The following is an 18,970-nucleotide window of genomic DNA, read 5'->3' as shown; positions in this document are numbered from 1 at the left end:
CCCGCACCGCGGGGGAACCCCGGCTGTGAAACACCGTCGGCCCGTCACCGGGGCTCCCGCTCCTCGGGGATCACCGCGACGGGGCAGACCGCATGCCGGAGGGCCGCTCGGCCGACCGTGGGCGGCAGGACGACCGTCCGGCCGCTCCGGCACCGCGCGCCGACCACGACGAGCTGGGCGAACCCGCTCGCCTCGATGACCGCCCGGCGCGTCCCGCCCCGGACCCGGGGGCGCCGCACGGTGATGTCGGGGTACCGCTCCCGCAGCGCTGCCAGCGGGTCCCGGGGCCGGTCCTGGACCCGCCCGCTGCGCGCCGCGGACCCGTCCAGCACCAGCAGGTCCGCCCCGCGGGCCGCCGCCTCGCCGAAGGCGAACTCGGCCGCGGACCGGCGGAGATGCCCGTCGTCGCCGACGAGCACCACCGGACCGGTCGGGTCAGGGCCGCCCCGGACCATCAGCACCGGGGAACCGCCGTGGCCGGCCAGCCGGGTGGCGACCGAGCCGCGCCGTCCACCGCCGGACCGGCCGGCGGGCCGGCTGCCGACGACGGTGAGCGACGCGCGACGGGATTCGGTCTCCAGTACCGCCGCGGGTTCACCCATGAGGACCGTGCGCGTGACGCGCAGGCCGGGCGCGACACGGCGAGCCCGGCGCTCGGCCTCCGCCAGCGCCCGGTTCGCCGCGTCGTGTCCCCGGGTCCCGCCCGGATCCCACGGGGCCACACCGGGCGTCACCGAGGCGGAAGGCCACGCGCAGGCGTACGCCAGCCGGAGCTCCGCCCCCATACGGTCGGCCTCCCGTGCGGCTGCCTCCGCGGCGGCCATGCTCGTCGTCGAGCCGTCCACTCCCACCAGTACGGGGCCGCTCATGACGGCTCCCCCTTCCCCTCGGGCATCCGGCGACCGGGGGCTGCTGCTCCCCGGTCGCCAGGGCGGGCAGCCCTGTGCTGCCGGTCTCCCTCGCCTCCACGGTGTCCGCGCCCGGCACCCGCGGACAGGGGCCGGTCGGTCCCTGAGGCACCCCGTCCGGCCCGAGGACCGAGGTGACGGAGGACCCGGGTCCGGCGCGACAGCGGGTCGGCGAACGCGGACCGATGACCGCGGACCGGCGCCCCCGCCCGCGAAAGGCGCTGAAGGCGCCGAACGCCTCGCTCGGGGATCCTCGGGGATCCTTCGGAACCGCCGCCCGGCTCCCTCTCCGTCTCCCCCCATCGCCGCGATGGGCCGTTCGGCCCCGTGCGGCCGCCCGTCGCCCGTGGCACGTTGGATACAGCACGACTCTGAGGAGAGGGCGAAGGTCATGAAGGCTCACCTCGGCGATCAACTCGTCATCGAACGCACGACGACCGGCGCCACCAAGCGCGACGGCGAGATCGTCGGACTCCACCACGAGGACGGAACACCGCCCTACGACGTGCGCTGGTCGGACACGGACGAGGTGACCCTCGTGTTCCCCGGGCCCGACGCGCACATCCACCACCTCGAACACGGACGGCCCGTGACCTCGCACGCCCCCTCCGCCCCCGGCTCGGCGGCAGCGGAGTCCGCTCCGCCCGGCCCCGGCCCCGGCCCCGGCCCCGGTGACATCGGCCGACGCGTGGCCGTGGAACGCCGCAGGCGCAACCTCAGCCGGGAGGAGACGGCGCGCCGCGCCCGCATGGCGCCCGGTTACCTGGCCTACCTGGAGGAGCAGCCCGCGGACCCGACCATGGCGACGCTGATCAGACTGGCCGACGTGCTGGGCACCACCGTCACCGCGCTGCGCGGCGGGGGCATGGATCTGCCGGCCGGCCGAGGACAGGCGCTGCTGCACCCGTCGTTGCGCGACATCGGCCCGGAGGAATGCCGCGACCTGCTCTCCACCCACGGCGTGGGGCGCATCGCGGTGTCGACGCCCGACGGCCGCCCGGCGGTCGTGCCGGTCAACTACGACGTCATCGACGGCACCATCGTCTTCCGGACGGCTCCGCACACCACTCCCGCGGCGGCCGTCGGAAGCGAGGTCGCCTTCGAGGTCGACCACATGGACGAGGCCCTGAGCCGGGGCTGGAGCGTCCTCGCCGTCGGCCCCGCGAGCGTCGTGACGGAGCCCCGGGCCGTACACCGGCTCAGCGAACTCGCCCACACCACCCCGTGGCCGGGCGCCGGGCGCGAGATGTGGGTGTCGATCCGGCCCGCACAGCTCACGGGCCGCCGCATCACTCCGGCCGACGGATGACGGGGTGACCGGGCGGGGCCGCCGCCCGCCGGGACCGACGGCGCGTCAGGCGCGGCCGGTCCCGGCCGTTCTGAGGACCTCGGCGACCGGGCGCCGGGGCAGCGCCCGGACGGACGGCGGATAGCCCAGGCGGAGGATCATCTGCGGGAAGGCCCCGGCGCCGAGGGTCCTGCGGATCGCCGTCCTCAGGGACGGGATCTCCAGGGGCTGGGTGTGGAAGGCCGCCATGACGCCCTGGTCCGCCGCTTCGAGCAGGAGCCCCTGGAGGGCCTCGCCGGCCCGGAGCCAGGCGGCCGGGTCGTCCCGGACCGTGCCGAGGATCGCGACCGCTCCGGTCCGCGGGGAGCGTCGCCGCGGCGGCTCGGGGTACGTCCGCGTGAGGCCGCCGAGGTCCCGCCCGGCGAGGGGCGTGCCGTCCGGGTGCGCCATGCCGGCGTCGACGGGGATCCCGTCGCTCCGGGCCGCGCCGGGCCAGCGGGTCCACCGGCGCTGTTCGGCGGCGAACTCCGGACGGGACCGGTGCGCGTCCTCGGCGATCCGGACCAGCTCGGCCAGTTGCCGTCGGCCCGCCCGGTCGGTGACGAAGTCCAGCGCGACACCCGCCCGGTGCGCGTGCTCCCGGAGGTCGTCGGCGAGCGAGGGCGGAAGGCGCTCCGCCAGGAACGGACCGTGCGCCGTGTGGCGGCGCGGCAGAGCGCGGAACAGGCGCTCGTCCTCGGCCGTGGGGCGCCGGTAGGCCCCCCACGCCACCCGGGCCAGGTACGCCGGGTCCGCCGGGCGCGGGAAGTGCTCGACGACCGGGTCGAATCCCAGGTGGCGCACGGCGAGCCGGATGTTGAGAAGGGCGGCGCCGCAGCTGATGACCAGCTCCCGGCCGAAGGGGTCGGCGAGGGGAAGTCTCCGGGCCGCGTCGGCGTGCACCTCCACGCCCCTGTCCTCGTCCTCGGCGACGAAGATCCAGGGCTGGGTGTTGTACGGCGAGGGAGCGGTGACGGCGGCCCGGACCAGGTAGGCGGACGCGTGACAGGGGTGCGCACGGACGTCGGACACGATCGGGACCAGCCTTCCTCGAGATCCGCGCGGTGGTCTCAGTCGTGCGGGACCGACACGACCGGCCGGCGCACGTGGTGGAACAGCGCGTGCGCCACCGGCCCGGTGTGCGTGCCGACCGCGGCACGGCGCCGGCGACGGCCCACCACCAGGAGCCCGGCCCCGCCGGCCGCGCGGACGAGGACGTGGGCGGCGCGGCCCTCGTGCAGGTTCTCGCGGACGACGACGCCGGGGTACTTCTCCTGCCAGGGCGCGAGCAGTTCGGTGAGTTCGCGCTCCGCCGCCGTCCGGATCCGCGTGCGCTCCTCGACGCCCGGGACGCCCTTGGCGAGCGGCACGTGCCAGGCGTGCACGACGCGCAGCGGCGCCCTGCGGAGTTCGGCCGCGTGGAACGCGAAGTCGAGGACGTCGTCGCACGGCGGGCCGGTGTCGACCGCGACCGCGACGTCACGGAAGGGGGTGGCGGCCGACGGCTTGTGCGAACCGTCGGGGAGGTGTTCGTCCGCCACCGTCTCGCCCGCCCGGACGAGAACCACCGGCCGGTCGGCGTGGGCGACGACGTGCTGGGCGACCGATCCCGTCAGGAACCCGCCGACGCTGCCCGTCCCCTGGTACCCGACGACCATCAGCTCCGCGTCCTGCGCCTCGGCGACGAGCGCGGGACCCGGCTGCCTGCGCACCTGCTCGGCCGCGACGTACAGCCGCGGATACCGTGCGGTCAGCAGGTCGAGGGCTCCGCGCAGCACCCTGCGCGCGTGGTACTGCGGCGCCCGGATCTCGGGCAGTCCCGCGTCGCCGTCGTCGTCGGGCAGGCCCTCCCAGGCATGCACCAGACGGAGCGGGAGACCGCGGCGGAGGGCTTCCCTGGCCGCCCAGTCGGCTGCGGCGAGGCTTTCCCTCGAACCGTCCAGACCGGCCACGACTGGCCTTGTCATGACCTTCACCTCCTTGTCCGGGGACGGGATCTAGAGATGGGGAACGACGGCGACGGGGCAGCCGACGTGGTGGATCGCGGCATGGGTGACGGGTCCGGTGCGGGGTCCGACCGGACGTTCGGCGAGGCGGTGGCCGACGACGAGGAGACCCGCCCCGGTCGAGGCCCGCACGAGCGCGGTCGTGGGCCGGTCGTCCACCACCGTCTCCAGGACCTCCACGTCGGGGTACTTGTCGCGCCACACCTGGAGCACGGCCTTGAGGAACCCCAGCCACTCCTCGCCCTGCCAGGTCTCCTTGACCAGTCCGATGTCGCCGGGGCCCAGGCCGACGGGCGGGGCCGTGTGCCAGGCGTGCACGGCCCGCAGGCGTGCGTGCCGGAGCCGGGCCGCCTCGAAGGCGAACTCGATGACCTCGTCACAGGCCTCGTCGAGGTCGACGGCGAGCACGACGTCCCGGTAGCCCGAGTCCGTCGAGGCGCCCCCGTCGGCCGCCGGCAGGTGTTCGTCGGCCGCCTCCTCGTCCGCCCGGACGAGGACGACGGGACAGGTCGCCTTCGCGACCACGCCGAGCGCCACGGAACCCACGAGGAACCCCGTGAAGCCGCTCAGCCCGCGTGAGCCCAGCACCATCAGCTCGGCCTCGTCCGCCGCCTTCAGCAGGGCGGCCGTGGCCGGGCCCTCCGTCTGCTCGTCGCTGAGGGGGACGCCGGGGCACTCGGCGCGGACGCGCTGCTCCGCCCGGTGCAGCGAACGCCGGGCCAGATGGCGCTGGGCGGCGCCCGCGATCTCGCCCTCCTGCCGGCGGGGGTGCCAGTCCCAGGCGTGGACCAGGTGCAGCGGCCGGTCCCGCCGCTCGGCCTCGCGGGCCGCCCATGCGGCGGCGGCCAGGCTCTCGGCGGATCCGTCGATTCCTGCGACAACGGGCGAAAGCATGTCGGCACCTCCAGCGCTCGGTCTGTCGTCCGGTACCAGCGTCGCTCCGGGGCCGGTCCGGGGGCAGAGGCTGCCCGGTCCCCTCCGGGGGCCGTCCGGCCCCTCTCCGCGGTCGTCGCCGTCAGTCCGGGAGGAACAGGTGACATGTCTCGCCCGGTTGCACGCTGACCGAGCGGTCCGGCAGCCGGATGTCGATCGGTGAGCGGTCGGACGGCGGCACCGTCACCTCGAGCCCGCCGCGCTCCAGCCGCAGCCGCACGCCCCAGTGCCCCTGGTAGCGGAGGGAGAAGCCGTAGGAGGACAGCTCCGGCAGCGGCACCGGGTCGAGCCAGAGCGCGCCCTCGCGGGTCTCCAGTCCGGTCAGTCCCCGCTGGACGAGGTCCAGGGTGCCGGCCATGGCGCCCAGGTGGACGCCCTCGCCGGTGGTGCCGCCCTGGAGGTCGGCGATGTCGCCGCGCAGGGCCTCCTGGCAGTACGCCCATGCCTCGGCGCGGCGCGCGCGGGCCAGCACCCAGCCGTGCACCAGCCCGCTGAGCGTCGAGCCGTGGCTGGTGCGCAGGAGATAGTGGTCGACCGTGCGGTGCCAGGCGTCGTCCTCCAGCCGGTGGCCCAACCGCTCGAGGAGACCGCGGAGTTCGGCGGGCGAGAAGAGGAAGCCGAGCATCAGGACGTCGGCCTGTTTGGACGCCTTGTAGCGGTTGACGGTGTCACCCTCGGCCTCCAGGATCCGGTCCAGGCGCCGGATGTCGCCGTACCGCCGGCGGTAGCCCTCCCAGTCGAGTTCGGCGAGGTCGCCGTAGCCCTCGAACTGGCTGATGACACCGTCGTGGAAGGGCACGTGGAGCGTGCGGGAGACGTCCTCCCACTGTTCGAGCTCGCCGTCGTCCAGGCCGGTGCGCTCGGCGAGTTCGCGCCGCCGCGGTTCGGGCAGGATCCGCAGGACCTCCAGGGCGCGTGCGAGCACCCAGGCGGCGGTGACGTTGGTGTACGCGTTGTCGTCGAGACCCGGCCGCCGCGCGTCGGGATAGGCGTCGTGGTACTCGTCGGGGCCCATCACGCCCCGGATGCGGTGCCGCCCGAGTCCCTCGTCCCAGGTGGCCGAGTCCGCCCAGAAGCGGGCGATCTGCAGCAGCATCTCGGCGCCCTTGGTGTGCAGGAACTCGGCGTCGCCGCTGGCCTCGCAGTACCGCCACACGTTGTACGCGACCGCCGAGCCGACGTGCCGCTGGAGCCGTGTGTGGTCCGGCAGCCAGCGCCCCGACCGCGGGTTGAGGTGCAACTGCTGGGTCTCCTCGCGTCCGTCGCTGCCGCTCTGCCAGGGGTAGAGCGCGCCGCGCCGGCCGATCGCACGGGCCGCGGCGCACGCGCGGTCGAGGCGGCGGTGCCGGTAGCGGAGCAGCGCGCGGGAGACCTCCGGGAAGTGCAGGTCCAGGTACGGCAGCACGAACAGCTCGTCCCAGAAGACATGGCCGCGGTACGCCTCTCCGTGCAGCCCGCGGGCCGGGACGCCGGCGTCCAGGTCCGCCGTGTGCGGGGAGAGGGTCTGCAGCACGTGGAAGAGGTGCAGCCGCAGGATGTCGCCTGCCTCGCCGGGGACGTCCAGTCCGGCCCGCCGCCACAGCTGGTCCCAGGCCGTCAGGTGCCCTTCGAGGAGTTCGTCGAAGGGGGGCGCGGCGCCGACGCGGTCGATCGCGGCGTCCAGCGGGTCGCTGATCGCGGGGTCGCGGGACGTGTGCAGGGCGACGGTCTTGTCGACGGTGACGGTCCGGCCGGGACGCAGGCTCAGCCGCACCCGCTGGCCGACGCGTGATTCCTCGTGCCGGTCGGTGACCGGCACGTCGGCCGTCAGCCGGGCCGCCATGCCGATGCGGACGTCGGACGTGCGGGTACGGCAGCGCAGCCAGACCGTGTCGGGCTCGACGGACCCGGTGTGCAGCCGGGTGAGGTGCCGGCCGTCCAGGTCCCGGTAGCGGGCGACCCCCGAGTTGGTGACGCCGCCGTCCAGCGCCGCCTCCACGTCGAGCTCGCCGGTGAAACCCTCGGCCGTGAACTCGGTGCGCAGGGCGGCCAGATGGGGGTCGGCCATGTGCACGAGGCGCTGCTGCCGCACCGCCAGCGCCCGCCCCTCGCCGAGGCCGAACCGGGTGCGGCGCTCCAGCAGGCCCGAGGCCAGGTGCAGCACCTGCCGGTGTTCCAGCACCTCGGCCGTGTCGGGGGTGAGCCACGGCCGGCCTTCGAGGCGGAACCGCAGCGGCAGCCAGTTCGGGAGGTTGACCATGTCCTCGTTCTCGACGCGGCGCCCCGCCACCTCCGTGGTGAGCCGGTCGTAGCAGCCCGCCACATAGGTGCCGGGGTAGTGCACGCCGTCCGCGCTGCACTCCGGCAGCGCTCCGCGGGTCGCGAAGCAGCCGTTGCCGAGCGCGCACAACGACTCCCGCAGGCTCTCCTGCGCCGGGTCGTAGCCGTGGTACTCCCACGTCCAGCCCGTCACCGCCGTGCTCCCGCGCCGAGGCACTCCCCGGGTTCGCGCACGACGATGTCGGCCGCGTGCCACGCGTGCGCCTCCGCCGGGTCGGTGATCACCGACCCGGTGTCGCACACGGGCGCCTCGACGCCCCTCGGTTCGGGCGCGAGCACCTCACGGGACCGGGCGGCGGTCATCATTCCCCCTCGGGGCCGGTGGATACCACGTTCACACCGCCTGCGGTACGACCGCCACCGGGCAGCGCGCGTGGTGGAGCAGGGTGTGGCTCACCCGGCCGAGCTGGAGTCCGAGGCGGCCGTGTCTGCGCCGGGCCCCGACGATCACCAGGTCGGCGGCTTCCGAACGGCGCACGAGGACGCTGTGGGCCGGTCCCTCGGCCGTGACCGCGCGCACCCGGACACCGGGACGGGCCGCCGCCTCCTCCCGCAGCAGCTCGTCGAGCAGGGCGGAGGCGCGTTCCTCGTGCCGGCGGACCGGTTCGTTCGCGAGCGCGGGGTCGTCCGCGCTCTCGTGGGCGGGGCACCGCCAGGCGCGGACGACGTCCAGCGGGCAGTCACGCGCCTCGGCCTCGCGGAAGGCGAAGCGCACGGCCTCGGCCCCGGTCGCGGGTTCGCCCGCGCCCAGCAGGATCCGCCGGCGCGAGCCGGCCAGGCCCGCCTCGTCGCCCCGGACCACGATCACCGGGCAGTGCGCGCGGGCCGCCACGGCCAGGCCGACGGAGCCGAGGAGCATGCCCTTCAGCTCCCCGCGGCCGCGCGCGCCCGTGACCAGGGCGAACGCGTCGTCACCCGCCCGCAGGAGCGCGTCCGCCGCGTCGTCCGGGACGACATCGGTGGTGATCTTCACCTCGGGGTGACGCCGTCCGGCGCGCTCGGCCGCGGTGGCGACGAGGTTCTCCGCGAGGACGCGCCCGGCCGGGCGGCCGGGGCTGCGGGACGCTGCCCTCTCGTACCTCTCCCAGCGCGAGGCGTGCACCAGCCGCAGCGCGAGACCGTGCCGGGCGGCCTCGTCCACCGCCCAGTCGACCGCCGTCAGACTCGCGTCGGATCCGTCGACGCCCGTGACCAGGGGAAGTGTCATGGTCCTCACCGCCTTCCATGCCGCGCAGGGGTCCACTTCACCGTCGCACCGGTCGGCCGTCCGCACGAGAGGCGGATGGGCCCCGGGAGGGGACGATCGGCCCATGCGGACCGCGCGGCCCTCGCCGGAAGCTGGGGGCGAGGCCCCGGAACGGGGTGCGTGACCACGACCGCCCAGGAAAGCGAGGCTCAGCCATGAAGCCCACGAGGACAGGCGCTCTCATGGTCGGCGACGTCGTCACCGCACGGTGCGACACGCCGTTCAAGGAAGTGGTGCGTCTGCTCGAAGAGCACCGCATCAGCGGGCTCCCGGTCGTCGACGGGAACCGGAAGGTCATCGGTGTGATCTCCGAGTCCGACCTCGTGCTGCGTCAGGCTCACCGGCCGGGGTCCGACGGGATCGGGGCCCGCCTGCGGCGTCTGCTCGGCGGCCGTGCCCGGCACGCCGCCGGGAGCCGTGCCCGGACCGCCGGCGCGATGATGTCGGCCCCCGCGGTCACCGCACGCGCCGACGCCACGGTCTCCGAGGCCGCCCGGCTCATGACGCGCCACCGCGTCGAGCGGCTGCCCGTGGTGGACGAGGAGGGCTCGCTGGTGGGCATCGTCACGCGCGGCGACCTGCTCCGGGTCTTCCTGCGCTCCGACGAGGAGATCCGGCGGGACGTGCGGCAGGAGGTCTTCGTCAACACGCTCTGGCTGGCCCCGCACACCGTCGAGGCGACCGTCCGGGACGGTGTGGTCACCCTCACCGGTCAACTGGAGCGGCGCAGTGAGATCCCCATCGCCGTCGGCATGACGCGGCGGCTGGACGGCGTCGTGGACGTCGTCGACCACCTCTCCTACCGCCTCGACGACAAGCACCCGCAACCCGCCGGTCTGGCCGTGCACGGTGTCGCCGACGACTGGCTGCGCAAGCTCTGAACCGGCGCTCCGCCGCGCCGGTCACCTCGCACGTTCACAGCGGGGAGAAAGGACACCGGTCATGATCCCCATCCTTCTGATCGCGGCCGCCGTGCTGGGCGCCTGCCTGGTCTTCGGCTACAGCTCGTTCGTCGTCGGCTTCGCGCTGATGGCCGTCGGCGTGCTCGGGCTCGTCGCCTTCCTGTCGACACCGGGCACGGTCCTGCGCCCCGGTGAGCGGGAGTTCGTCGAGGAACGGCACTACTTCGGCAAGAACGACGACCACCGGGAGTTCCGGAAGTGACCGCCACCGTCGGCCGGCCGTCACGGGCGGCGCCCGCGTCCGCGACCGGACGTGCGGCGCCCTCCGGCCCGTCCCGCCCTCGGAGGCGACGCGACGGCGGGACGGGCCCTCGCGCATCCTGGCGGGGACGGGCCCTCGCCCGTCCACGTGACGTCCCGGCACCCGCCCCGCCCAGCCGTCCTCACCCGATCGCCTGGAGGAGGAGACCATGCAGACCAGCCCGCACGTCGTGAGCGACGTGATGACACGTGCCGTCGTCGCCGTCGGCCGCGACGCGCCGTTCAAGGAGATCGTCCGGCTCATGGAGCGGTGGGAGGTGAGCGCGCTGCCCGTACTGGAGGGTGAGGGCCGGGTGATCGGGGTCGTCTCGGAGGCCGACCTGCTGCCCAAGGAGGAGTTCCGGGAGGGCGTTCCGGACCGGTTCACCCAGCGGCGGCGCCTGTCCGACCTGGCGAGGGCCGGTGCGCTGACCGCCGAGGAGGCGATGAGCAGCCCGGCGGTCACCGTGCACGGCACCACCACGCTGGCCGAGGCGGCGCGCATCATGGCCAGGCGCGGCGTCAAGCGGCTGCCCGTCATCGACGGCGAGGGCAAGCTCGAGGGCGTCGTCAGCCGCTCGGATCTGCTCAAGGTGTTCCTGCGGGACGACGAGGACCTCACCGGGGAAGTGCGTCACGAGGTCGTCGACCGCCTCTTCCCGCTGTCCGCCGACCACGTCCGGGTCGACGTGTCCGAAGGGGTCGTGACCCTCACGGGATGGGTGGACGGCGCGGAGCTGATACCGGTGGCCGAGCGGCTGGCGCGGGCCGTCGAGGGAATCGTCGACGTCCGCTGCCACCTGGCCGGCGCGAGCGGCGCCGGGTAGCGGCACGCCGGGGCCCACGCCCGGCCCCGGTCCGCCCGCCGGCCACCCGGCGCCGCCGTCGTCCGCGCGGCACTGAACTCCCCGCCCGCGGGGACCGGAGGCCGCCGAGCGGGGCAGCGGGTGCGGGCGGACAGCGGTGTGGGCGGACAGCGGGTGTGCGCGGCCGGCGGAATCACCGGCCGCGCACACCCGATGCGGCCGGCGCGCCCTGCCGCAGCCGCGCCGCATCCCGGAGTGGTCCCGGCCCCCGTCCTCACCCCCCGGGGACCGGGACCGTGACGGTCCCGGGCACCGTGCCGGAAACTCCGCGGACGTCTCCGCGACGTCCGCGCGTCCCGGCCCGGACGTCAGTCGTGCGGCACCACCGCCACCGGCGCGGACGCGTGGTGCAGCACCGCGTGCGCCACCGGGCCGATATGGCTGCCGACCAGCGCGTGGCGCCTCTTGCGCCCGACGACCACCAGCGACGCGTCCCGCGAGGCGTGCACCAGATGGCGGCCCGCGCTGCCGACGACGGCCTGCGCGCGCACCTCCACCTCGGGGAACTTCTCCTTCCACGGGCGCAGGACGTCGCTCAGGCCGTGCCGGGTCTCCTCGGCCATGTCGGCGGCGAGTCCGGAGTCGACGAAGGCGCCGTAGCCGTAGGCGGCCGCCGGATTCCAGCCGTGGACGACCCGCAGACCGGTCACGCGTCGGCGCGCGGTCTCGAAGGCGAACTCGACGACGGCGTCGCCCGGTTCCTCCATGTCCAGTCCCAGCACCACGTCACGGTACGGAGTGGCGTCCGTCGCGGCGCCCGCGGCGTCCGGGAGATGCTCGTCCTCGGCCTGCTCACCGGCCCGTACGAGGACGACCGGCCGGTCGGTGCGCGCCACCACCGCGAGGGCGACGGAGCCGAGCAGGAAGCCGGTCACCGTGCCGAGCGCACGCGAGCCGAGGACCAGCAGTCCGGCTTCCTCCGCGGCGGCCAGCAGGGCCGGGACGGCCTCCGCCTCGGACTGCCGGGTGGTGATCCGCAGACCGGGGTGGCGTTCGGTGAGCCGGGACTCCGCCTCGCGCAGCAGGTGGGCCGACCAGTCGCGCAGCGCTTCGACCGCGCCCGGCGCGGGAACCCCCATGTAAGGGATGTACAGGGAACCCAGCGGGTCTCCGGCATGCAGGAGGCACAGGGGTTCCTCTCGTTGCGTCGCTTCGCGGGCGGCCCAGTCCGCGGCGGCCAGACTTTCCGGCGAGCCGTCGAGACCGACGATGATGGCGGGCATGTGCGGTCCTCCTTCGGGGATGCAACGTCAGTCTCCGGGCCCCGCACGCTCCGCAGGAGGGGCCAGAGGTCCCGGCCGGGGAGCCGACCGGCCCGGGCGCGGGCGCCGCGGTCCGGCACGACGCGCCGGGGAGCGGGCCCCGGCCCACGACAGCCGCGCCGGCCGCACGAGAACGTCGTCCGCCGGGTGCGTCAGGAGTGCACCGGCATGCCGTGCTCGCTGCGCTCCGGCCGGTACGGCGTCGTCCGTGACGGCGTCCGGCGGCCCGGACGCCGCGGCAGCAGGGCGGCGAGGCGTTCGAGCGCCGCGGTGAGGACGCACGTCAGGCCCACGGCCGGCACGAGCAGCGCCGCGAACCGTTCCCAGAACTCCGGTGTGAGACTCGTACCCACTGTGCTCGCCCTCCCTGGTCGGATCCTTCTCCTGCCACCAGCCAACTCCCCCGCCGGCCCGGTCGCATGAGCCGAGGGGGCCGGACGGCGACGCGCAAGGTCCCTGATGCGTGGGGCCGCCCGGGCACGGCGGGGTCGACGGGGCCGGGAAACGGGACACGACACCCCCCGGTGGTCCGACGGCGTCCGCTCTTCCCCGGGGTGGGGCCGATCGGCCCTGGCGGCCGGGCGGTCCGGGTGGTGTGCTGGACGCGGCGGGAAGGACCAGGCAGAGGCGCGGAGGAGCGGCCCTCGAAAGCCGCGCACCGCGCAATCAGGATCCGCGAGAAGCGGATGGCGTCCTTCCCGCCCTCGCCGTGCCACGGCCGGGCGGGGCGTCGGCGTCCGGTCAGCCGTCGCCGACGGGGATCCGCACCGTGAACGTCGTCGAGCCGGGGACGCTGTCGAGGGCGACGCCGCCGCCGTGGGCTTCCGCCACCGCCGCCACGATCGACAGGCCGAGCCCGGTGCCGGTGCCGTTCTCCACGCCCTCCGCGCGGCGGCGGTCCCCGTGGGTGAAGCGCTCGAAGACCCTGGGCCGGACGTCGGCGGCGACGCCGGGGCCGTCGTCGTGCACCTTGAGCACCGCCGTGCCGTCCTCGGTCGCCAGCGAGATGGTGATCGTGCTGCCGACGGGGGTGTGCAGGCGGGCGTTGGCCAGCAGGTTCGCCAGCACCTGATGGAGCCGGTGGGCGTCACCCGCCACCGTCACCGGCTCCTCGGACAGCTCCAGCGTCCAGCGGTGTCCGGGGCCCGCGGCCTGCGCGTCCGTCACCGCGTCCAGGACCAGCCGGGTCAGGTCGACGGGAAGGCGCTCCAGCGGGCGGCCCGCGTCGAGGCGGGCGAGCAGCAGCAGGTCGTCGACCATCTCGCCCATGCGGGCCGCTTCCGCCTCGATGCGTTCCAGGGCCCGCGCCACCTTGGGCGGCACCGGGCCGGGGTGCAGCAGCGCGAGTTCCGCGTGGCCGCGGATCGACGCGACGGGCGTACGCAGCTCATGGCTGGCGTCGGCGGCGAAGCTGCGCAGCCGCTCCTCGCTCGCGTGCCGTTTGGTCAGCGCGTCCTCGACGTGGCCGAGCATCGTGTTGAAGGCGCCGGCGACCCGTCCGACCTCGCTGCGCGGGTCGGCCTCGGGCGCGCGCGGCCAGAGGCCCACCTCGCCGCTGGACAAGGGGAGGCGGCTGACCCTCGTGGCCGTCGCGGCCACTCTGCTGAGCGGCCGCAGCGACCAGCGCACCCACACCGCCCCCGCGAAGCCGGCCAGGACCAGCGCGGCGCCGAAGACGACCGCGGCGACGAGTTCCAGCCGGTGGACGGTGGCCTCGACGGGTTCCGTGGGCAGTCCGGTGATCAGGACGTCGCCGTCCCTGCCCCGGACCGCCATCACGCGGTAGTCGTCCAGCGCCGAGAGATCGATCGTGTGTCCCTTGCCGTCGGCCGGGACCGCGGCGAGCGTGGCGCGGTCCGCGGCGCCGAGCGTGACGTCCACCGCGCCCGTGCCGGAGCCCACCACCGCGGCGTTCGTGACCGTGTCGCCGACCAGCCGGGCCCCGAAGGTCCCGACGGTCTGCCGACGGGTGTCGCCGTCCCCGTCGCCGTCGTGGTCGGAGGGCCGGTCCCCGCCGTGTTCCAGGCTCGCCGGGAACCGTTCGCCCGCCTCGCGCAGCTGCTGGTCCAGGCGGCCGGTGAGGAAGCCGTTCAGCTCCACCACCGCGGCCACCCCGACGGCCGCGCAGCTGACCGCGAGCAGCACCACGAGGCCGGCGGTGAGCCTGGCCCGCAAGGTGTGCGGCCGGGGCAGCCGGGCCGCCCATCGCCCCGCCGCGCGCCGGAGGGGACGTCGTGCGAGGCGCTGTCGCAGCCCCGCCGTCGCTCTCCCCAGCGCCCTCACCGAGCCACCGGCTTGAGCACGTATCCGGCGCCCCGCACCGTGTGGATCATGGGCGGGCGCCCCGCGTCCACCTTCTTGCGCAGGTAGGAGATGTACAGCTCGACCACATGGGCCTGCCCGCCGAAGTCGTAGGACCACACGCGGTCGAGGATCTGCGCCTTGCTGAGGACCCGTCGCGGGTTGCGCATCAGGAAGCGCAGCAGTTCGAACTCCGTCGGGGAGAGTTCGACGAGCTCGCCGCCGCGGGTGACCTCGCGGGCCTCCTCGTCCATGACCAGGTCGCCGACGGTCAGCCGCGGTCCGTCCGCCAGCTGCCGGGCCATGCCGGCCCGGCGCAGCAGTCCGCGCAGGCGGGCGACGACCTCCTCCAGGCTGAACGGCTTCGTCACGTAGTCGTCGCCGCCCGCCGTGATGCCCGCGATACGGTCCTCGACCGCGTCCCTGGCGGTCAGGAAGAGCACACAGACGTCGGGCCGCACCGCACGCAGGGAGCGCAGCACGGCGAAGCCGTCGGTGTCCGGGAGCATGACGTCGAGGACGATGGCGTCGGGCAGCAGCTCGCGTGCCGCGGCGACGGCCGAGACGCCGTCACCGGCCGTGCGCGCCTCCCAGCCGTCGTAGCGCAGGGCGCCGGAGAGCACCTCGGCGAGGTCGGGGTCGTCGTCGACGACGAGGACCCGGAGCGGGGCGCCGTCGGTCCGGGTCAGCACGGGGCGGCCTGGGCCGCGCGGGCGGGAAGTGTTCATCTCAGCTACCAGGATGCGGTCTCCCCGCGGCGGGGGCCGCCTTCTCGACCTCTGAGTTCCCTATGAGTGCGCCGTGCCGCCTCCCGGCGCCGGTCGCCCCGGCGGCCCTTCCCACCTGCGACGGGACCGCCCGCGGCCCCCGGGCGCTGAGAGCCGGCTCAGAGGTTGTGTCGGCACAGTGTCGTCCCGGACGGCCGAAGAACGCCGGTCGTACGGACGGCGAAGGGACATGCGGATGACGACGGCCTACGCGCGGCGAGGGGTGGCCCCGGCGCCCCCCGCCCCCCGGCGCTCCCCTGTCGGCCCGGTGCTCGCCCTGCTGTGGGGCGGCGCCGCGGCCGTGGTCGCCCTGTGGTGGCTCGACACCGGGTCGGTCGTGGGCGCCGCGGGCTGGCTGACGGGGGCCGGGCGGATCGCGGGACTGCTGTGCGGGTACGCCTGCGCCGTCCTCGTCGGGCTGATGGCGCGCGTCCCGCTCCTGGAGCGGCGCATCGGGGCGGACCGGGTGACCCGCTGGCACGCCATGGCGGGCCGCTACACGATCTGTCTGCTGGTGGCGCACGTCGTGCTGATCCTGCTCGGGTACGCCGCCCAGGACGGCTCGTCGTTCGTGGACGAGACGCTCACGGTGGTCCTGGACTACCCGGAGATGCTCAAGGCCACCGCCGGCACGGTCATCCTGTTCGCGGTCGGGATCACCTCGGCCCGCGCGGTGCGCCGCCGGGTCAGCCACGAGTTCTGGTTCTACACGCACCTGCTGACGTACGCCGCGGTCTTCCTCGCCTTCGGCCACCAGCTCGCCCTGGGGTCCGACCTCGTCGGCAGCCGGCCCGCGCAGGTCGCCTGGTACGTGCTGTACCTCGGCGTCGCGGCTCTGGTGGTGTGGTTCCGGATCCTCGCTCCGGTACGGCTCAACCTGCGTCACCGGCTGACGGTAGACTCCGTGCACCGGGAGGCGCCGGGCGTGTACTCCGTCGTCGTCCGCGGCCGGCGGCTGGACGAGCTGGGCGCGCGGCCGGGGCAGTTCCTGCGCTGGCGGTTCCTCACCGACGGCATGCGCTGGACGTCCACGCCGTACTCCCTGTCGGCGCCGCCGCGCCCGGATCTGCTGCGCATCACCGTGAAGGCGCTCGGCGACCACAGCGCCGCCGTCGGCCTGCTGCGGCCCGGGACCCGGGTGTGGGCCGAGGGTCCGTACGGGGCGCTGACCGCGGACCGGCGGAGCGCGCACAAGTCCCTGCTCATCGCGGGCGGGGTCGGCATCACCCCGCTGCGGGCCCTGTTCGAGACGCTGCCGGGCGACGTCACCCTCCTCTACCGCGCCCGCACGGCCGAGGACCTCGCGCTGGGCGCCGAGCTGGAGACCGTCGCACGGTGGCGCGGGGCGCAGGTGCTGTACGCGCTCAACGGCCCGCACGGCCGCCGGCCGGACCTCTCGGCCGGGAGCCTGCGCGCGGCGGTGCCCGACCTGGACGCCCACGACGTGTACCTGTGCGGTCCGCACGGGTTCGCGCAGGACCTGTACACGGCCCTGCGCGCCGCCGGGGTCCCCGACCACCGCATCCACCACGAGTCCTTCGAGCTGTGAGGCCGTCTTGCACACGTTGAAGAAGAACCGTCCGCTGCGCCGTATCGTGCTGGCGAGCGCGGCGACCGTCTCCGGGATGGTGCTGCTGCTGTCGCTGAAACCGCACACGACCCCGGCCGTCGCGGGGCTGGCGTCCTCCCCCGCGCCCTCCAGCAGTTCGAGCGCGTCGGGCGGAACGACCGGATCGGGCGGGTCGGGCGGGTCGAGCGGGTCCGCGGCCACGGGGACCCGGACCCTCACCGGGGACTCCGTCCAGACCCGCTGGGGCCCGGTGCAGGTCCGGGTCACGCTGAAGGACGGAAAGCTCACCGACGTCACCGCGGTCGCGTACCCGCAGGAGAACCCGAGGGACCAGCAGATCAACGCGTACGCCATCCCGCAGCTGACCAGGGAGGCGCTGACGGCGCAGAGCGCCGACATCGACACCGTGTCCGGAGCCACGTACACCAGCGACGGCTACCGCGAGTCGCTCCAGTCGGCCCTGGACGCCGCCGCCGGCTGACGCCCGCCCGTGCCGGCGGCCGTGTCCCCGGCCCGGACCCGCGGCCTACGCCACGCGCGCCGGCACCCGCCACACCAGCGCGGTGCCGCCGCCCGCGGGCTCCGCCAGCTCCAGCCGGCCGCCCAGCTGCTCGGCGCGCTCCGCCATGTTGCGCAGCCCGCTGCGGCGGCCGTCGGCCGGGAGGCCCACCCCGTTGTCCGTGACCGACAGCCGGATCTCCCGTCCGTCCGTCGCCAGGAGCACGTCGGCGCGGTCCGCGTGGGCGTGCCGGGCGATGTTGGTCAGGGCCTCGGAGAGCACCGCCACCACGTGATCGGCGGTCTCCTTGGGCACGTCGGTGTCCAGCAGGCCCTCCATCCGGACGCTGGGGGCGAAGCCGAGCACCGGCGCCGCCTCGCCGACGACCCGCACGGCACGCGCGCGCAGACCGGCCTCCCCCGCGCCGTCACGGGTGCGCAGGCCGAAGATCGTCGAACGGATGATCTTGATCGTCTCGTCCAGGTCGTCGACCGCGCGCACCACGCGCTCCGCGGCCTCCTCGTGCTCGATGAAGCGGCCGGCGCTCTGGAGCGTCATACCGGTGGCGAAGAGCCGCTGGATGGCCAGATCGTGCAGGTCACGGGCGATCCGGTCGCGGTCCATGAGCACCGCGACCGCCGCCGCGTCCTGGCGGCGCTCCGCCAGCTCCATCGCGATGGCGGCCTGCGCGGCGAAATGCTGCAGGGTCTCGGTCTCCGTCACCGTGAACACCGGGCGGCCGGCTTCGCGGGCCAGCAGCACGACGCCGCGCGCGCCCGCCTCGCCCGTGCCGATGGGCAGGGCGACGGCGGGGCCGAGTCCGCCGAACCGCGGCGGTTCCAGCGAGATGCGCTCGTCGTGGGCGACGTCCTCGCTGGTGACCGGGGCCTCGCCGGCGAAGGCCAGTCCCATCAGGCTCCTGTCCATCGGCAGCACGAGCCCGCGGTGCGCCTCGGAGTCCACCCCGACGGCGATCTCCACGGCGAGTGACGCGGTGTCCTTCATGGGCAGCGCGACCGCCGCCAGGGCGGACCCCGTGATCTCGCCGGCCCGCTCGGCGATCAGCCCGAGGACCTCGCCCCGGTCGTTGCCGGACATCAGGCTGTGCGTGATCTCCGCGTTCGCCCGCAGCCAGCGTTCCCGCAGCCGGGACTCCTCGTACAGACGCGCGTTGTCGATGGCGACGCCCGCCGCCACGGCCAGCGTGAGGGTGACCGAGACGTCCTCCTCGTCGAACTGGGCCCCGCCCCGCTTCTCGGTCAGGTACAGGTTGCCGAAGACCTGCTCGCGCACCCGGATGGGGACGCCGAGGAAGGTGTTCATCGGCGGGTGGTGCGCCGGGAAGCCGTACGAGGCCGGGTGTTCGGAGATCTTCGCCAGCCGCAGCGGCTCGGGGTGCCGGATCAGCTCCCCCAGGATCCCGTGGCCCTCCGGATACGGGCCGATGCGGGCGATCTGCTCGTCGCTCACCCCGACCGTGTGGAAGGCCGAAAGACGTCGGCCGTCCGGGCCGATCACGCCCAGCGCCGCGTACTCCGCGTCGACGAGCACCGCGGCCGCCTCCACGATCCGGTGCAGGGCCTGCTCCAGGTCCAGCTCCCGGCCGACCGACAGCACCGCCTCCAGCAGGCTGTGCACCCGGTCACGCGTGCCGCGGGCCGCGTCCAGGCGCGCCTGCAGCTCCTCCAGCAGCTCGTCCAGCCGCAGCTGAGGCAGTCGTACGCGAGCCTCCTCGGGGCTTCCCACCGGTACTCCTCCAGGTCC

At 75.0% G+C, this 18,970-nt stretch carries 18 protein-coding genes; 6 read left to right on the top strand and 12 right to left on the bottom strand.

What is annotated here, in order from left to right; translation table 11 throughout:
* Positions 1-44: 44 nt before the first annotated feature.
* Positions 45-869 carry a universal stress protein gene (locus J2X68_RS13120; protein ID WP_310432674.1) on the bottom strand — a complete coding sequence of 275 codons (825 nt, stop codon included), beginning with the start codon at positions 867-869 and terminating at the stop codon, positions 45-47.
* A gap of 430 nt (positions 870-1,299) precedes the next feature.
* Here J2X68_RS13120 and J2X68_RS13115 point away from each other — a divergent pair, with 430 nt between their 5' ends.
* Positions 1,300-2,217 (top strand): DUF1918 domain-containing protein, encoded by a 918-nt coding sequence (locus J2X68_RS13115; RefSeq protein ID WP_310432673.1) that lies wholly within the window; start codon positions 1,300-1,302, stop codon positions 2,215-2,217.
* 45 nt (positions 2,218-2,262) lie between these two features.
* Here the strand turns inward: J2X68_RS13115 and J2X68_RS13110 are convergent, their stop codons facing one another.
* The 6 genes from J2X68_RS13110 to J2X68_RS13085 form a co-directional block, all read right to left on the bottom strand.
* A complete protein-coding gene (locus tag J2X68_RS13110) occupies positions 2,263-3,267 on the bottom strand; it encodes an Acg family FMN-binding oxidoreductase (RefSeq protein WP_310432672.1) in 1,005 nt (334 codons plus the stop codon).
* Between the two features lie 38 nt (positions 3,268-3,305).
* Positions 3,306-4,202, bottom strand: coding sequence for a universal stress protein (locus J2X68_RS13105; RefSeq protein ID WP_310432671.1), 897 nt, complete (start codon positions 4,200-4,202; stop codon positions 3,306-3,308).
* Positions 4,203-4,232: 30 nt separating this feature from the next.
* On the bottom strand, positions 4,233-5,135 hold the full coding sequence (locus J2X68_RS13100; protein ID WP_310432670.1) for a universal stress protein: 903 nt from the start codon (positions 5,133-5,135) through the stop codon (positions 4,233-4,235).
* Between the two features lie 121 nt (positions 5,136-5,256).
* The gene (locus tag J2X68_RS13095; RefSeq protein WP_310432669.1) at positions 5,257-7,626 is read right to left on the bottom strand and encodes a glycosyl hydrolase family 65 protein; all 2,370 of its coding nucleotides are present in this window, start codon (positions 7,624-7,626) and stop codon (positions 5,257-5,259) included.
* Positions 7,623-7,799, bottom strand: a complete 177-nt coding sequence (locus tag J2X68_RS13090; RefSeq protein ID WP_310432668.1) for a hypothetical protein — start codon at positions 7,797-7,799, stop codon at positions 7,623-7,625. The genes J2X68_RS13095 and J2X68_RS13090 overlap by 4 nt, the downstream gene beginning before the upstream one ends.
* Positions 7,800-7,827: 28 nt before the next feature.
* Positions 7,828-8,700: a universal stress protein gene (locus tag J2X68_RS13085; RefSeq protein WP_310432667.1), complete on the bottom strand. Its 873-nt coding sequence runs from the start codon at positions 8,698-8,700 to the stop codon at positions 7,828-7,830.
* A gap of 194 nt (positions 8,701-8,894) precedes the next feature.
* Here J2X68_RS13085 and J2X68_RS13080 point away from each other — a divergent pair, with 194 nt between their 5' ends.
* The 3 genes from J2X68_RS13080 (at position 8,895) to J2X68_RS13070 (ending at position 10,768) form a co-directional block, all read left to right on the top strand.
* On the top strand, positions 8,895-9,620 hold the full coding sequence (locus J2X68_RS13080; RefSeq protein ID WP_310432666.1) for a CBS domain-containing protein: 726 nt from the start codon (positions 8,895-8,897) through the stop codon (positions 9,618-9,620).
* 61 nt (positions 9,621-9,681) lie between these two features.
* Positions 9,682-9,903: a hypothetical protein gene (locus J2X68_RS13075; protein ID WP_310432665.1), complete on the top strand. Its 222-nt coding sequence runs from the start codon at positions 9,682-9,684 to the stop codon at positions 9,901-9,903.
* A 208-nt stretch (positions 9,904-10,111) separates the two neighbouring features.
* Positions 10,112-10,768 (top strand): CBS domain-containing protein, encoded by a 657-nt coding sequence (locus J2X68_RS13070; RefSeq protein WP_310432664.1) that lies wholly within the window; start codon positions 10,112-10,114, stop codon positions 10,766-10,768.
* A 347-nt stretch (positions 10,769-11,115) separates the two neighbouring features.
* Here J2X68_RS13070 and J2X68_RS13065 read toward each other — a convergent pair whose 3' ends face one another.
* From J2X68_RS13065 to J2X68_RS13050, 4 genes are all read right to left on the bottom strand, one after another.
* Positions 11,116-12,030 (bottom strand): universal stress protein, encoded by a 915-nt coding sequence (locus J2X68_RS13065; protein ID WP_310432663.1) that lies wholly within the window; start codon positions 12,028-12,030, stop codon positions 11,116-11,118.
* Positions 12,031-12,221: 191 nt separating this feature from the next.
* Positions 12,222-12,422: a hypothetical protein gene (locus J2X68_RS13060; protein ID WP_310432662.1), complete on the bottom strand. Its 201-nt coding sequence runs from the start codon at positions 12,420-12,422 to the stop codon at positions 12,222-12,224.
* Between the two features lie 388 nt (positions 12,423-12,810).
* Positions 12,811-14,262, bottom strand: coding sequence for a sensor histidine kinase (locus J2X68_RS13055; protein ID WP_399039894.1), 1,452 nt, complete (start codon positions 14,260-14,262; stop codon positions 12,811-12,813).
* An 86-nt stretch (positions 14,263-14,348) separates the two neighbouring features.
* The gene (locus tag J2X68_RS13050; protein WP_310432660.1) at positions 14,349-15,098 is read right to left on the bottom strand and encodes a response regulator transcription factor; all 750 of its coding nucleotides are present in this window, start codon (positions 15,096-15,098) and stop codon (positions 14,349-14,351) included.
* Between the two features lie 235 nt (positions 15,099-15,333).
* Between J2X68_RS13050 and J2X68_RS13045 the strand changes: the two genes are divergently transcribed.
* Together J2X68_RS13045 and J2X68_RS13040 are read left to right on the top strand one after the other, a co-directional pair.
* Positions 15,334-16,686, top strand: coding sequence for a ferric reductase-like transmembrane domain-containing protein (locus tag J2X68_RS13045; protein WP_310432659.1), 1,353 nt, complete (start codon positions 15,334-15,336; stop codon positions 16,684-16,686).
* Between the two features lie 7 nt (positions 16,687-16,693).
* Positions 16,694-17,188: an FMN-binding protein gene (locus tag J2X68_RS13040; protein WP_310432658.1), complete on the top strand. Its 495-nt coding sequence runs from the start codon at positions 16,694-16,696 to the stop codon at positions 17,186-17,188.
* A gap of 45 nt (positions 17,189-17,233) precedes the next feature.
* On the opposite strand, the gene J2X68_RS13035 is transcribed toward J2X68_RS13040, so the two are convergent.
* Positions 17,234-18,952, bottom strand: a complete 1,719-nt coding sequence (locus J2X68_RS13035) for a GAF domain-containing protein (RefSeq protein ID WP_310432657.1) — start codon at positions 18,950-18,952, stop codon at positions 17,234-17,236.
* Between the last annotated feature and the right edge of the window lie 18 nt (positions 18,953-18,970).

Origin of the sequence: Streptomyces sp. 3330, from assembly GCF_031456635.1 — a bacterium.
GTDB lineage: Bacteria > Actinomycetota > Actinomycetes > Streptomycetales > Streptomycetaceae > Streptomyces.
Note: the sequence above shows the minus strand (reverse complement) of the source record. Positions and strands in the feature narration are given on the sequence as shown.